Origin of the sequence: Brevibacterium yomogidense (genome assembly GCF_016107685.1) — a bacterium.
In the GTDB taxonomy this organism is placed as follows: domain Bacteria; phylum Actinomycetota; class Actinomycetes; order Actinomycetales; family Brevibacteriaceae; genus Brevibacterium; species Brevibacterium yomogidense.
In genome coordinates this window covers 37,843-52,375 of sequence record NZ_JABASY010000004.1, presented here as the reverse complement: position 1 = coordinate 52,375, position 14,533 = coordinate 37,843, and the positions used below count along the sequence as shown (strand labels likewise).

Annotated in this window: 11 protein-coding genes and 1 tRNA gene; 3 read left to right on the top strand and 9 right to left on the bottom strand. The window is 70.8% G+C overall.

Annotated features, from left to right (window positions below):
* Nucleotides 1-17: 17 nt before the first annotated feature.
* The 5 genes from JFC09_RS11170 to JFC09_RS11150 all read right to left on the bottom strand — a co-directional run bounded on the left by JFC09_RS11170 (nucleotide 18) and on the right by JFC09_RS11150 (nucleotide 5,677).
* Nucleotides 18-710 (bottom strand): response regulator transcription factor, encoded by a 693-nt coding sequence (locus JFC09_RS11170; protein ID WP_198394113.1) that lies wholly within the window; start codon nucleotides 708-710, stop codon nucleotides 18-20.
* Nucleotides 707-2,368: a sensor histidine kinase gene (locus tag JFC09_RS16710; RefSeq protein WP_332839745.1), complete on the bottom strand. Its 1,662-nt coding sequence runs from the start codon at nucleotides 2,366-2,368 to the stop codon at nucleotides 707-709. Before JFC09_RS16710 ends, JFC09_RS11170 begins: the two co-directional genes overlap by 4 nt.
* A gap of 373 nt (nucleotides 2,369-2,741) precedes the next feature.
* Nucleotides 2,742-2,818, bottom strand: a tRNA-Thr gene (locus JFC09_RS11160).
* Nucleotides 2,819-2,866: 48 nt separating this feature from the next.
* Entirely contained in the window at nucleotides 2,867-3,742 is an 876-nt protein-coding gene (locus JFC09_RS11155; protein WP_198394112.1) for a DsbA family protein, read from the bottom strand.
* Between the two features lie 57 nt (nucleotides 3,743-3,799).
* Nucleotides 3,800-5,677: a serine/threonine-protein kinase gene (locus JFC09_RS11150; RefSeq protein WP_198394111.1), complete on the bottom strand. Its 1,878-nt coding sequence runs from the start codon at nucleotides 5,675-5,677 to the stop codon at nucleotides 3,800-3,802.
* A 138-nt stretch (nucleotides 5,678-5,815) separates the two neighbouring features.
* On the opposite strand from JFC09_RS11150, the gene JFC09_RS11145 reads away from it, so the two are divergent.
* Nucleotides 5,816-7,408, top strand: a complete 1,593-nt coding sequence (locus tag JFC09_RS11145; protein ID WP_198394110.1) for an alpha,alpha-trehalose-phosphate synthase (UDP-forming) — start codon at nucleotides 5,816-5,818, stop codon at nucleotides 7,406-7,408.
* Entirely contained in the window at nucleotides 7,405-8,355 is a 951-nt protein-coding gene (locus JFC09_RS11140; protein ID WP_198394109.1) for a trehalose-phosphatase, read from the top strand. The genes JFC09_RS11145 and JFC09_RS11140 overlap by 4 nt, the downstream gene beginning before the upstream one ends.
* Before the next feature lie 25 nt (nucleotides 8,356-8,380).
* Here JFC09_RS11140 and JFC09_RS11135 read toward each other — a convergent pair whose 3' ends face one another.
* On the bottom strand, nucleotides 8,381-9,397 hold the full coding sequence (locus JFC09_RS11135) for a LacI family DNA-binding transcriptional regulator (protein ID WP_198394108.1): 1,017 nt from the start codon (nucleotides 9,395-9,397) through the stop codon (nucleotides 8,381-8,383).
* Complete coding sequence (locus tag JFC09_RS11130; protein ID WP_198394107.1) at nucleotides 9,394-10,377, bottom strand: LacI family DNA-binding transcriptional regulator; 984 nt, start codon at nucleotides 10,375-10,377, stop codon at nucleotides 9,394-9,396. The genes JFC09_RS11135 and JFC09_RS11130 overlap by 4 nt, the downstream gene beginning before the upstream one ends.
* Before the next feature lie 123 nt (nucleotides 10,378-10,500).
* On the opposite strand from JFC09_RS11130, the gene JFC09_RS11125 reads away from it, so the two are divergent.
* Nucleotides 10,501-11,292 carry an SDR family NAD(P)-dependent oxidoreductase gene (locus JFC09_RS11125; protein WP_198394106.1) on the top strand — a complete coding sequence of 264 codons (792 nt, stop codon included), beginning with the start codon at nucleotides 10,501-10,503 and terminating at the stop codon, nucleotides 11,290-11,292.
* Nucleotides 11,293-11,369: 77 nt separating this feature from the next.
* Here the strand turns inward: JFC09_RS11125 and JFC09_RS11120 are convergent, their stop codons facing one another.
* Nucleotides 11,370-13,532, bottom strand: a complete 2,163-nt coding sequence (locus JFC09_RS11120) for a YhgE/Pip domain-containing protein (protein ID WP_198394105.1) — start codon at nucleotides 13,530-13,532, stop codon at nucleotides 11,370-11,372.
* On the bottom strand, nucleotides 13,532-14,416 hold the full coding sequence (locus JFC09_RS11115; RefSeq protein ID WP_198394104.1) for an ATP-binding cassette domain-containing protein: 885 nt from the start codon (nucleotides 14,414-14,416) through the stop codon (nucleotides 13,532-13,534). The genes JFC09_RS11120 and JFC09_RS11115 overlap by 1 nt, the downstream gene beginning before the upstream one ends.
* Between the last annotated feature and the right edge of the window lie 117 nt (nucleotides 14,417-14,533).

Sequence of the window (14,533 nt, the reverse complement as noted above, 5' to 3'; positions counted from 1 at the left end):
CGGCGATGAGAGATCTCTCATCGCTCGGCCAGTCGGTAACCGGAGCCGCGGACCGTGACGATCACGTCGGCTCCCAACTTCTTGCGCAGGTACCCGACATACACGTCGACGACGTTGGACGCCCCGTCGTAGTCGTAGCCCCACACCCGCGACAGCAGCTGCTCGCGGCTGAGCACCTGCCCGGGATGCTCGAAGAACATGAGCGCCATCGAGTATTCGCGGGCGCTCAGCTCGATCCGGTGGGTCCCCGTGTCCGTCGCCGCTTCGATGGACCGCGTGCGCATGTTGAGGGTGAGCCCCCCGGAGACGAGCACGTCCTGGGACGGTTCCACGGGTGCGCTCCCGGCGCCCGCTGCGGGGCGGGCGCGCAGACGGATGCGCGCCAGCAGCTCCTCGAAGCGGAACGGCTTCGACAGGTAGTCGTCCGCACCCCCCTCCAGTCCGTGCACCGTGTCCTCGACGGAATCACGGGCGGTCACGATGATGACGGGGATGGTCGACCCGAGTTCGCGCAGGTTGCGGAGCACGGTGAAGCCGTCCATCCGGGGCAGGCCGACGTCGAGCACGAGCAGGTCGAAATCGCCGCTGCTCGCGTAGTCGAGTGCGGTGATCCCGTCGTCGACGACGGTGGGGGTGTACCCGCTGGCCTTGAGGCCGCGGGAGACGAACCGGGAGATGCGGGGCTCGTCCTCGGCGACGAGGATCCTCATGTGTGCCTCCGTGTCGGGGGGTGAGCAGGAGCCGGGGGTGCGTTCAGGGGTGGTGGTGAGGCCGGCCGGGGCGGCTGGGACCCGTGCGGGCTCGGAGACCCCGGTGGGTTCGGGGACCCGGGTGGTTGTGCGGTCCTCGGCGGACCCGGGGGTCGCGGGGGGAGCGGCGGTGCCGGGGACCGTGGAGGTGCGGGAGCCGCTGGCGGGGGCGACGACGGCACCGGGGGCACCTCGAACAGCGGGAGGATGAGAGAGAATTCCGACCCGATGCCGGGCTTCGAATCGACCTGCACACGGCCGCCGTGGCCCTCTGCGATCGCCTTGACGATCGACAGTCCCAGACCGCTGCCGTACGCGCTGCCGCTCGCGTCCACCTGCACGAACCGCTCGAAGATCGTGTCGATCCTGTCGGCGGGGATGCCGGTGCCCGCATCCCGCAGTGCGATGAGCACGCTGCGCGGTCCCGCCTCCGCGGCACCCGGCCGCGGCCTGCGACCGACCGAGGTGACCCGCAGCCTGATCCGCGAACCGTCCGCGCTGAAGCGCACCGCGTTCGCTGCCAGCTGCACGACGGCCTGGATGAGGCGGTCGCTGTCGGCCATGACGACGCCCTGCGCATCGGATTCGAGGACCCAGTCCCGGTCCCCGAGGTGCTCGATGCGGGCGAGGACGCGGGCTCCCAGCTGCGCGAGATCGACGGGGGCGGTGTGGATGAAATCGGGGCGACGCGCCTTGGCCAGCGTCGACAGGTCGCTCACCAGCTTGTCCATGCGCTCGACCTCTTCGAGCGCGATCTGCCGACTCTCCGCCACGTCGTCCGGATCGGCGAGGTCGGTCGTCTCCATGGTGCCGCGGATGATCGTGAGCGGTGTGCGCAGCTCGTGGCTCACGTCGCTCATGAAGCGGCGCTGTTCGACGAACCCCTCGTCGATCCGGTCGAGCATCGTGTTGAACGTTCGGGCCAGGGAGGCGACGTCGTCGTCGCCGTCCGGCACTGTCACGCGCATGTCGAGGTCGTCGGGGGTGATCGACTCCGTCGCCTCGCGCAGCTCGCCCAGCGGACGCATGAGGCGGCCGCTCACCAGGTGTCCGGCGACCGCGGCGACGATGAGCAGCGCGAGCGAGGTGCCGGCATAGACGCCCGCGGACCGCCAGACAGCGTCCCGCTGGACGGAGATCCGGTTCGCGACGACGAAGATCCCTTCGCGGTCGTCCCCCGCGACGGACACGGCCGCGACCGCCGCGCGATGGATCTCGCCGTCGACGGTGAGGTCCACGAACACGGTGCGGCCGGGCACGTAGGCGGCACGGATCTGCGCGAGGACGGCCTGCTCGGAAAGGGTGTAGGGGACGTCCTCCGGCTGGAAGCGCGGTGAACCGTCCACCAGGGCGATGACCGATTCGTACTCCCCGGGCGCCACGGACCCGGTCGCGGCGTGGAGGAGCTCCTCGAGCCCCAGGGGGGACTGCTCCATCGACTGCTGCGCCACGAGTGCGAGCTCGTCGATCTCCTGGCGGAGCTCCAGGTCGACCCGGTTCTCCAGCTCCTCGAACTGGGACGTGTAGGTCACCGTGCCCGCGGCCACCAGCCCGGCCGCCATGAAGGCGAGCATCATCGCGAGGACGCGGCCGCGCACCGTGCGGCGTCCGGGCAGCACGGCCGCCACCACTCCCGAGGCCGGCCGTCCCCCCGGGTCCGGCCGTGATCCCGGCGCCGGCCGTTCAGTCTGCTCAGCGGTGGAGCGGTGTCTGTTCCGCACCGTCGACGGACGCCGCGAACGCCTCGTCCCCCCGCTGTCATCCGTCATGCGCATCAGCATTGCCGATCGACCGTCGAACGACAACTTCGCAACACGCAGGAACACCGATGACAGGGTGCCGTGTGATGGACGACTCGACGCCGGCCGCAACCGGCGCCCCAACGCTCACGGGATCACATGTGTGCACGATGCGGCGCTGCGGGTGGGACGGGAGGATTCGGGCAGAGGAAAGGCCCCTCACCTGCACGGATGCGGGTGAGGGGCCTTTCGCTGGAGCCCCCTGCCGGATTCGAACCGGCGACCCTCTGTTTACAAGACAGATGCTCTGGCCAGCTGAGCTAAGGAGGCATACGGCGACCCAGTCTAATGCATCGGCGGGGCCGCCGCGACACGGCCTCAGCCCTGGCTGGAGGCGCGGATGAGGTCGGCGGCGAATGCCTCGCGGTCCGACCACTCGCCCGTGTACGGCTCCCCGTCGATCGTGATGTGCGGAGTGCCTTCCAGCCCTTCGTCGTTGAGCGCGTCCTGGGTGCTGCTCTCGACGTATCGGTCGAACCCGACGTTCGTGACGCAGTCACGCACCGTGGCGGAGTCCTCGACGTTCACGGCGGCGTCGAGGTCGACCCCGGCGGATTCCGCGATCGACAGGAGCTGGTCGTCCTCCATGCCCGTCTCGCCTTCACCCGGCTGCTGGGCGAAGAGTGCGAGGCTCACGTCGGGGATGAGGTCCGTCTGCCCGGAGTCCGCGATGCAGGAGATCATGTTGGACGACCGGGTCGAGTACTCGTTCCCGCCGGACATGCGGTCGAGGATCGCGACCGGCTCGTACTCGAAGATGATCGACCCCTCCTCCGCCAGGCGGGTGAGCGTGTCACCGTTCGTGTCCTCGAACGCCTTGCATCCGGGGCACTGGAAGTCGAGGTAGACCTTGACGACGGCGGCACCGTCGTCCGCGCCTGCCTCGGCTGCGGTCGGCAGCGCGGAGACGTCTGCGTCCTCCTCCTCGCCCTGCGGCTGGACGGCCTGGAGTCCGTCGTCACCCGCAGCGAACGCGACCGTGCCGGACACCATGTTCTGCGGGGGTGTCACAGGACGCGAGGACTGCCACACGAGAGTGCCGACGACCGCGATGACGGCGACGACGACCACGGCGATGCCCGTGTAGAGCACGGTCTTGACCGTCTTCTCCTTCTTCGCCTGTGCGGCAGCGATCTGTCGTGCCTGCGCCCTCGCGTTCGCGCGCCGGTCGTTGGCTGACGGGTGTTTCGCCATGGTCCCTCACGATTGTTGATGATTGAATCTTTACGGTTCGAGGTTACAGCGCCCCGGTCACACTCCGGGCTCCGGGAGGATGTCGAAGGGGTTCTCCGACAGCGGCCACCACACGGCTGATGCCCCGCCCAGCACGGTCGTGAACGCGAGTGCGGCCAGCACGGTGAGCGAGATCGCCCAGACCGCTTCCGCCCGCCCACTGCGCGCCAGGGGTGAGACGAGGACGCGTGATCCCAGCCGCAGGTTCTGCGATCCGGGGCCCAGCCACAGGACGACGCCGAACACCAGCGCCGCGCTCCACAGGCTCCACTCCTCGTTGCGTCCCGCGGGAACGATGCCGACGACGTCCAGCCAGGCGAGCACCGCGGCGGCCAGCGCGGCGACCGTCGGCAGGATGAGGCTGAAGAGGGTGGTGAAGACGGAGGCGAGCGCGGATCCGGGCGCACGGGCAGCGGCGGACCAGGCGGTGGCGGCCTGGGGCCCGTACTCGACGAATCTGCGCCTGCGCGCGGAGTGCAGCCGACCGGACGTGCGGGCGAGCACCTGCCACACGAGCATGAGAGCCGCCACGACGAACGGTCCCAGCGCGGTGAAGACGATCGCGAAGAGGTTGAGGGCGAGCAACAGCCACGGGGCACCCGGCAGCCGCCTGCCCTGGGCGGCGTACGGGGAGTACCCGGGGTCGGCGACCGGGCCTGCGTACCCGTAGGGCTGCATCTGCCCGTTCTGTCCCGGCTGACCCGGATGCCCGTGCTGGCCGGGGGCGTAGGGGCCGTCCGCGTAGGAGGCTCCCGCGTAGGCGTTCGGTGAGGCGCCGCGCCGCTGGCGCTCCGCTTCGTCGAGCGTGAGCGCACCGTAGGGGCGTTCGCCGGGCTGCTGCGGGTATGCGCCTGGCGGGCTTCCTGCCGCGGCCGGGGGTGGTGCCATCGCCGGCGCCGAGGCCGCAGCGGCCGCCGCCCCCGGCCCACCGTGGGGTCCGGCCGAGCCCTGCAGACCGCCGTGCTGCTGGGCGACGGCCGGCAGTCCCACCGCCGTCTGCGCGGGACCGTGGTGCGCGCGCGGCTGGCCGGGGTACACACCGCCGGCTCCCCCCGCGTCTGCGCGGGGGATCTGTGTGTGCGCACTGCCGCCCAGTTCCGGGACACGCCCGGATTCGATGTCGACGAGAGCCTGGAGGATCATCGCGCCGGACGGCCGGCGCTCCGGCTTGGGCTCCAGGCAGGCCCGCAGGAGCGGGACGAAGCGCGGGGGCACGTCCTCGAGGTCGGCCTTTCCCATCGCGACGCGACCCAGCACGGCCTCGAGGGGGCCGGAGCCGAAAGGGTTGCGTCCCGTCGCGGCGAACACCATGGTCGCCGCCCAGCCCCACCAGTCGGTCTTCTCGCTGGAGGGCTTGCCGTCCGCGATCTCCGGGCTGAGGTAGCCGGGTGTGCCCATGACGAGTCCGGTCGCGGTGACCTTCACCTCGTCCGCCACCTGGGCGATGCCGAAATCGATGACCATCGGCTCGCCGTCCATGATCATGACGTTCGCGGGCTTGAGGTCGCGGTGGATGACACCGGCGTCGTGCACCGCGTTGAGGGCGTCCAGCAGTGCGTGGCCGAAGTGGACGAGCTCGTCCTCCTGGAAGGGCCCGTGCTCCCGGACGTCGTCGGACAGTGTCGTGCCGTCGACGAATTCGGTGATGATGAAGGGACGGTCGGCCTCGAGTTCCGCGTCCAGCACTTCCGCGATCCGCGGATGCTTGATGCGTCGCAGGGTGCGGGTCTCCCGCGCCAGGCGGCGGCGGGCGGTGTCGTCACTGGAGATGTGCGGGTGGAGGACTTTGACGGCGACGGGGCTGTTCCCTCCGTCGATGCCCAGGTACACGACTCCCATGCCGCCCGACCCGAGCTCTTCGATGAGGCGGTATCCGCCCAGTTCCTCCGATTCCACGCGGCTAAGCTTAGGGGAGAGACCTGAATGTCCCCGGACGGGCCTTCCGACCGGGGGTCGGGACGGCCTTGCGCACTGCCGGCCGGGCCGCCCGAGGCAAGAACACTCCACGCGAGCGTGGAGGGAGGAGTCGACAGCATGACCACCGACGGGACCCACGACGAGGCCTTCGATTTCGTCGTCATCGCCAACCGGCTTCCCGTCGATCGGGACACCTCGACGAAGCCACCCACGTGGCGTGCCTCCCCGGGCGGGCTGGTCACGGCCGTCGCCCCCGTCATGCGATCCAACCGCGGGGCGTGGGTGGGCTGGGCCGGTGCGGCCGACCAGGAGTTCGACCCCTTCGACCTCGACGACATGCACCTGGTGCCGGTGCCGCTGAGCTCTCAGGAGATCGTGCGGTACTACGAAGGGTTCTCCAACGCGACCCTGTGGCCGCTCTACCACGACCTCATCGTCCATCCGGAGTACCACCGGACGTGGTGGGACGACTATGTGCGGGTGAATGAGAGGTTCGCGGAGCGGGCCGCCCGCATCGCCGCCCCCGGGGCGACCGTGTGGGTGCACGACTATCAGCTCCAGCTGGTTCCGGCGCTGTTGCGGGAAGCCCGCCCGGACCTCGCGATCGGGTTCTTCAACCACATCCCGTTCCCCGGCTGGGAGATCTTCGCGCAGCTGCCGTGGCGCTCGCAGATCCTCGAGGGCCTGCTGGGTGCGGACCTCATCGGGTTCCAGCGCCCCGCGGACGCGGCGAACTTCCGCCGTGCGGTGCGCATCAACCTCAAGCGGCCCACGAAGGACACCGCGATCACCGTTCCCACCGCGGACGGCGAGCGCGAATCGCACATCGCCCACGCCCGCGCGTTCCCCATCTCGATCGACACGGAGCAGCTCGACGAGCTGGCCCGGTCGGAGCGGATCATCGAGCGTGCTCGTGAGATCCGCTCGGAGCTGGGCGACCCGGAGGTGCTGCTGCTGGGCGTCGACCGGCTGGACTACACGAAGGGGATCCGGCACCGGATCAAGGCGTTCGGGGAGCTGCTCAACGACGGCAGCATCTCGCCGGGTGAGGCGACGCTCGTCCAGATCGCCACGCCCAGCCGCGAGCGGATCGAGCAGTACCGGCAGATCCGCGACGACGTGGAGCAGTCGGTGGGCCGCATCAACGGCGAGTACTCGACACTCGATCATCAGGCGGTCCACTACTTCCACCATTCCTATCCGCGCGACGAGATGGCGGCCTACTACCTGGCGGCCGACGTCATGCTGGTGACGGCTCTGCGCGACGGGATGAACCTCGTGGCGAAGGAGTACGTGGCATGCCGGACGGGCGATGACGGGGTGCTGGTGCTCAGCGAGTTCACCGGCGCTGCGGAGCAGCTCACGCAGGCGGTGACGGTCAATCCGTATGACATCACGGGGCTGAAGGCCCGCATCCTCACGGCTGTCCGCATGCCGGAGCCGGAGCGCCGCCGCCGTATGCGCGCGATGCGCCGGAAGCTGCGCACGGACGACGTCCGCCGCTGGTCGTCGGACTTCCTGGGCACGCTGCGGGGGATCGCCGCCGCCCGCCGGGGCACGGCACCGGCAGTGGTGCACAGTCCCGGGATCGTCACGCAGGCACCGGCTGCCGCCCCCACAGACGCGTCGGCCTCCGTCGTCTCCACCGCCGGCACTCCCTCGCTCCCACCCCACACCGACCACTCGCCTGACCCGGAGAACCACCCGTGACCCCTACCCTCCATCCTCCCGTCCTCGATCAGTCCGCACTGGACCTCACATCCCTCACGTCCGCGCGCACGCTGCTCGTCGCGCTGGACTTCGACGGGGTGATCGCCCCGCTGCAGGACGATCCGCGGACGTCGACCCCGCTGCCGGCCTCCGCGGAGGCGGTCGCGCAGATCGCCGCGCTGCCCCGCACCCCCGTCGGGTACATCTCCGGCCGCAACATGGCGGTGCTGCAGGACCTGTCGAAGGCACCGGCCAACGCGATCTTCATCGGCTCGCACGGTCTGGAGACGGACTTCTCCGCGCTCGGGCGCGCCGGCCTCGCGCCGTCGGGGACCGCCGCAGAGGCCCCGGTGACCACACCCTCCGCCGCCGAGGCCCCGGCCGCCACACCGGCAGATGCCGAGGCTCCGACGCACTCACCGTCCGACGCAGGCTTCTCGACTCCCCTCACGCAGGAGGAGGACGAGGCGCTCGCGGCGCTCGACGGCGCGCTCGACGACATCCGCTCGCGCACTCCCGCCGACGGGTTCGGTGAGCTGCGGGTCGAGAGGAAGCCGCTGGGCCGCACCGCGCACACCCGTGGGACCAGTCCGAACCGTGCGGAGTTCTTCCTCGCAGAACTCGACGCGGTCGCGGAGCGCATGCCCCACCTGCGCAGCTTCTCCGGGCACGCGATGACGGAGTTCGCCGTGCGGATGGAGACGAAGGGCCACGGACTGGCACGCATGATCGAGGCGACCGGTGCGGACGCCGTCGTCTTCTTGGGCGACGACACGACGGACGAGGACGCGTTCGCCTACCTCAACGAGCGCGACGACCTCGTGACCCTCCCCGTCAAGGTCGGCACGCAGGACACCTGCGCCCCGTTCCGGATCGCCGACCCGGATGCGGTGTCCGCGTTCCTCGCCCGACTGGCGGACGCACGCGCCACGAGCCTCCGCGGCTGAGCGCCCACCTCCGCGGCGGTGTGCGTCAGCGCTTGGTGACGGGACGGACGGAGGCGCGCAGGACAAGTTCCGGCACGACCCGGTAGTGGGCCGGTGCGGCCGGGACCTGGCCGGCGGCGCGCTGGGCGATGATCCGGCGCAGTTCGGACACGGCCGACTCCGCGAGCTGGGCCCAGTCGTACGTCACCTGCGACATCGGTGGATCCAGGACGTCCGCGTCCGGCAGATCGCCGACGGTGAGGATCGACAGGTCCTTGGGCATGTGGAGCCGCGCCTGTGCGGTCGCCTCGAGGAACCCCAGCGTGATCGCCGGTGACGAACTGATGGCGGCCGTGATGCCCTGGGACAGCAGCACTTCGGCCGCGTGGGCGCCCGCGTGCTGGCCCTCGCGGGAGAACTCGACGGGGGCCTCGGCGCGGGTGGCCGGCACGTGGAGGGTGTGGGCGACGGCCTGGCGGAACACGTTCGCCCGCGATTCCGCGGCGGAGTTCTGGACGACCGCGAACCCGATCCGGCGGTGACCCATGTGTGCGAGGTGACGCACCGCCGTCTCGATACCGCTCGACGCGTCCAGCACGAACTGCGGCAGACCGGAATGCGGCGCGTTGGAGATGCGGACGACGGGGATCCCCGCTGCCGCGAGCGCCTGCGACTCGCGGCCCGCGTCCGCACCGCCCAGCACGATCGCCCCGGCGACGCCCCGGGACGTGAACGCGGAGGTGGGGTCCAGCCCGTCACCGGCGGCCGCCGTCACCGCGACGTCGCCCAGCGCGAAGATCCGCCGGTTGAGGGCGAGCGCGAGCGTCCCGTACGGGTCGACGTCCGGGCCCACCAGCGTGTTCGACACGACGGCGATGAGGGCGGCGCCGCTCGGCGTCCCCGTCGCCGCGAGCGGCGGCTCCACCCCCAGGTTGCGCAGTGCGACGGACACTGCGCGGCGCGCCGATTCGGAGGCTTCGGGACGGTCGCGGAGCACGCGCGACACAGTGGACAGCGACAGGCCGGATGCCTCCGCGATCTGCCGCAGGGTCGGCCGGCTCATCGCAGGACCGCCGTCGTGGATCTGCGGGCGATCAGCATGGGCCGGAACGTGGGTGGGACGGCGGGGAGCCCGTCACCGGCCAGTCCCAGTGCTGTGCGGGCGCCCGCGGTGAGCGCTTCCGCCATGGAATCGGTGTCGAAGCCCAGCACCGTCGCGGGTGGGTGGGTGAAGCGGACCGTGAGGGAATCGCCCAGACCGACCGCGGACAGGTCGCGCGGCACCGCCAGCCCCCGCTGCCGGATGCCGTGGAACACGCCGTACAGCTGCAGGCCGGACTGGACGATGACGGCGGTGCAGGTGAGGTCCTTGAGCCTCAGTGCGGCATCGATGCCGCCGGAGAACGATTTGGGGACCGGCGCGATCCAGTCCCCGATCTGGTCGTTGAACCGGGCCATGGGGTGCTCCACGAGGAACCGCGCCTGCAGCTGATCCGCGAGCATGCCGGAATCGTTGCAGATCAGCCCGATCCGCCGGTGCCCGATCGCGGACAGGTGGTCGAACGCGAGTGACAGTCCGCCGGTGAGGTCGATGCGCGCGGCGACGAACTCGTTCGGGTACGGCTGCCGGTCGTCCGCGTGACCGGCCCCCGCGAACCGGACGACGGGCACACCCATCTCCAACGGGGTGAAGGTGGGGCTGAGGACCAGCGCGGCGCCGGCGTCGACCGTGGCCTCGACCTCGGAGAGGTCCGCGCCGATCGACGGGCTCGCGGTGACGATGCCGTGCCGCTGGAGGGCGGTGTCGACCCGGTTGAGGACATCGAGCTGCCAGTGCTCGGGCCGCGCGGGGGCGCACACCGCGACGAGGGGGTGCTCCGTGCGGCGCAGCAGGGTCGACCGGGTGTAGCCGAGATCGTCCATCGCCGCCCGCACCCGGCGGATCGTCGTCTCTGCGACGGGACCCCGCTCGTTGAGGACGCGCGACACCGTCGACAGGGAGACTCCTGCCCTCTGCGCGATGTCCTCGACCGTGACCGTCATACGGTCATCCTAGGACGCGGGCACGGATCGCCATGCGGACCGTTCTCGCATGCGGAGGCGAGGATGGCGGATGATCGGAGTGTCCACACCCCCGGACGCGTCCACCCCAGAAAGGCCCCTCTCGTGTCAGAGCTCCCGAACATCCCGTCCCTCTTCGACCTGTCCGACCGCACAGCGGTCGTGGTGGGATCCGCGTCCGGCCTGGGTCGCGCGACGGCGGTGGGCCTCGCGGACGCCGGCGCGCACGTCGTCTGCGCCGACCTCAACACGGACGGGGCGGAGGAGACCTCACGGATCATCGTGGATCGCGGAGGTCGCGCGGAGGCGGTCGCCCTCGACATCACGTCGACGGAGAACGTGGAGGCCGTCGCAGAGCGGTTCGCCGACGCGCACGTGCTCGTCATGACACCCGGCTTCAACGTGCGGAAGAAGATGGCGGAGACGACGGACGACGAATTCGATCGCGTCATCGACATCAACCTCAAGGGCACCTACCGGCTCATGCGGGCCTTCGGCACGCGGATGGCGGAGCGGGGCCGCGGCTCGATCGTCACGTTCGCGAGCTTCCGCGCGCTCGTCATCGAACCCGGGCAGGGCCTGTACGCCGCGGCGAAGGCGGGTGTCGTCCAGCTGACGAAGACGCTCGCCAGCGAACTGGGCGGCTCCGGCGTGCGCGTGAACTCGATCCTCCCGGGTCCGTTCGAGACGCCACTCACCGAGCAGATCAAGGCCGACCGCGAATGGTGGGACGCCTACGCGGAGAAGGGCACGCTGGGCCGGTGGGGTGTCCTCCACGAGATCGCGGGCCCGGTGCTGTTCCTCGCCTCCGACGCCTCGTCGTACGTGACCGGTCACTCCCTCCTGGTCGACGGCGGCTGGATGGCGCAGGACGGACGGTTCACGCCCCGCGTGTGAACCGCAGGGCGCTGTGACTCCGCAGGGCCCTGTGAGTGCACCGGGCGCTGCAGGTGTGCTCGCGGCGGGGACGCCGCCTACGCGAGCTCCAGGGTCGGGTGCAGCCGGGAGATCGTGAACATGCGTCTGCGGCGGCAGCCGATGATGGTGAGCCCCATGGCGAGTGCCCCGGTGAGGAGCAGCGCCCCCAGGTGCACCGCGAACATGCCCGTCACGCCTCCGGAGATGAGCATCCGGAGGCCGGCGACGGCGTGTGTCATCGGCATGATCGGTGACAGCCACTGGAGTGGCCCGGGCGCGGTCTCCACCGGGTAGGTGCCGCCGGCCGTCGCCAGCTGGACCATGAGGAGGACCAGGGCGACGAGTCGTCCCACCCCTCCCAGCCAGACCACGCACACCTGGTGGATCGCGGCGAACACCCCGGCGATGAGGATGCCGTAGGCGATCGTCGACGGCCATTTCGCCGCGTCGAAGCCCAGCAGGGCCGCGATGACGCCGAACAGCAGCAGGACCTGGCCGACCCCCAGCACGGCACCCGGCACGAAGCCGGACCATGCGACCCGGCGGGAGCTCGCCGGTGTGGCCAGTGACCGGGGCGGGATCGCGTTGAGCACCATGTAGGTGATCATGCCGCCGATCCACAGGGCCAGCGACAGGAAGAACGGGGCGAGGCCCTCACCGTAGTGACCCACCTCGTTCACCTTGTCGAGCTCGCCGTCGACCGGCAGGGCTGCCACGTCGCTGCGGATGTCGCGGTCCGCGTCGTCATAGGTGGGGATCTGCTCCACCCCGGAGGAGAGTCCGTCCGCGAGCTCACCGGAGCCGTCCGACAGCTGGACCGCCCCCTCCTGGAGCTCGCCCATGCCGTCATCGAGCTGGCGGGCACCCGCGAGGAGCTCGCCCGCCCCGTCGTCCAGCTGGATCGCTCCGTCTGCGAGCCGGTCCGCGCCGTCCTGAAGCTCCGTCCCGCCGTCAAGGAGGTCGCCGAGGCCGTCGTCCAGCTGACCGGCGCCGTCGGCGACCTGCTGGGCACCGTCGTCCAGGTCATGGACGCTGCCCCGCACGTCGTGCGCTGTGTCGACGGCCTCGTCGATCGAGTCCTGCAGATCGTCCGCCAGCCCCTGTGCGTCGTCGACGGCGGTTCCGGCCCTCTCTCCCGCCCGCTCGAGGTCGTCCCCCAGCCCGTCGGCGCTGTCCGCCAGTCGCTGGACGGTCAGATCGTCGGGGTAGCGTTCGGCGAGCTCGTCGAGGTCCTGCGCCATGCCTTCGCGCACCGACGCCGCGTCGTCCAGGTCGTCGCGGGCGCGGGACAGTCCGGAGTCCGCGTGGTCGAGGATGTCCTTCGCGCGGTCGGCGACGTCGTCGACCCGACCCACGACGGTGTCCGCACCGTCGGCGAGCTGTCCGGTGCCGTCTGCGACCCGTTCTGCCCCGTCGGCCAGCTGGCCGCTCGCATCGTGCGCGTCTCCCAGCCCGTCGACGAGCGTGCCTGCGCCCTGCGCGAGCTCCCCCGACCCGTCCCGGGCCTGCTCCGTGCCGTCCTTGAGGTCCTGCGTCCCGTCGACCAGCTCGCCGGCGCCGTCGACCAGCTGCCCGGCCCCCTCCTCCAGTTCCAGCGCCCCATCATGCAGTTCGGCAGCGCCGTCCGCGGCCTCGGCGATGTTCCCGTGGATGTCGTTGAACCCGATGTACACCTGATCGAGGTACTGCGCTGTGATGTCGGAGTTCAGGTTCGTGTTGAGCTTCTGCAGGATCGTGTTCGCGACCTGGCCGACGATGAAGCTGTAGGCGTCGTTCGTCTGGAGGGTGAGCCCCGCCCGCTCCGGATCGTCACCACCGGTCGAGGCGATGCGCGCGGAGAAGTCACTCGGGATGATGAGGGTGGCCGCGTAGTCACCGGAGGCCAGCCCGCTCGCCGCGTCGTCCACGTCTGTCTCGACCCAGGTGAAGCCGGCGTCGCCGTCCTCCGTGAGCGTCGTCGTGAGCTCATCGCCCACGTCGAGGCGGCCCGGATCGGCGTCCTCCGTGTCGTCTGCGCCCGCACCGCTGGGCGATTCCGCACCGGTGTCGAGGTTCACCACTGCCGCGTCGAGGCGGTCGAGGTTCTCCGTCGGCGCCCAGTTCGCGGTGAGATAGAGACCGGCGTAGAGCGTGGGGACGATGAGGATCGCGACGATGGCGGCCTTCGACAGCGTCGATCGGGTGAAGCGCGACATCTCCAGCCAGGGGAGCGTGAACATCAGTGGCGTCCTCCTCGAGGCTCGTCCTCCGCAGCGGCGGGTGGGTCCTCCGGAACGGTGGGCGGACCTTCCGCGGTGGGTGGGCCCTCCGGAGCAGCGGGTGGGTCCTCCGGAACGGCGGGCAGGTCCTCCGGAACGGTGGGTGGGTCCTCCGGAACGGCGGGCAGGCGACCGCTGCCGCGGAGGGTCACACGGACGATGCCGTCCTCATCGTCCCGGGCAGGGAGACCGCTGTCGTCCTCGCACGTGACGATCAGCGACAGCAGACGGTCGGGCAGCGCGCGGGCGACGGACTCCTGAGCCTCCCGCAGCAGCCGCCAGGCGTGCCGGCGGTCCGCGGGTTCACGGAGGAAATCGATGTTGTCGAGCGCGATGATCGCGGAGCCGTCCAGCCACGCGAGCAGGAGCTCGAGTTCGAACCGCTGCAGCTGGGTGAGATCGGCGACGAAGGCCTGCGCGGGGAGGTCCCTGCCGATGTCCGCAGTCTCGAGGGCGCGCTGCACACGGTCGCGTCCCACGACGGGCCGGTACCAGGGCTGGAGGCCGATCAGGCGTTCCGCGACGTGCTGCTCGACTGTGTAGTCCTTGTCGAGGTCGGTGATCCCCTCGACCCACGCCAGTGATGACTCGGACCGGATGCGCGCGTGCTCCGAGCGCACGTCCGCCCCGATCACCGTGCCGGAGCCCGCTGTGGCGCGCATCCTGCCCGTGAGGGTCAGCAGGAGCGCGGTCTTGCCGGAGCCCGCAGGGCCGACGACGACGAGGGTCCCACCCGGCTCGAGGGTGACGTCGAGCGGACCGAACACGGGGTCCGCGGCGCTCACCGCGAGCGCCTCCACGTCGATCACGGCCCCTTCATCGGCCGTCCATGAAGTCCTGCCCACTCTCCCGCTCCCCCTGATGCGCTCGCTGCTCGTGTCCGAGTCCTGTGGAACAGGACCGGCGCGGCCGGTACCTGTCGAGGCGAAACGCTACTAGGTCGTGTCGCTAAGTCCCTTACC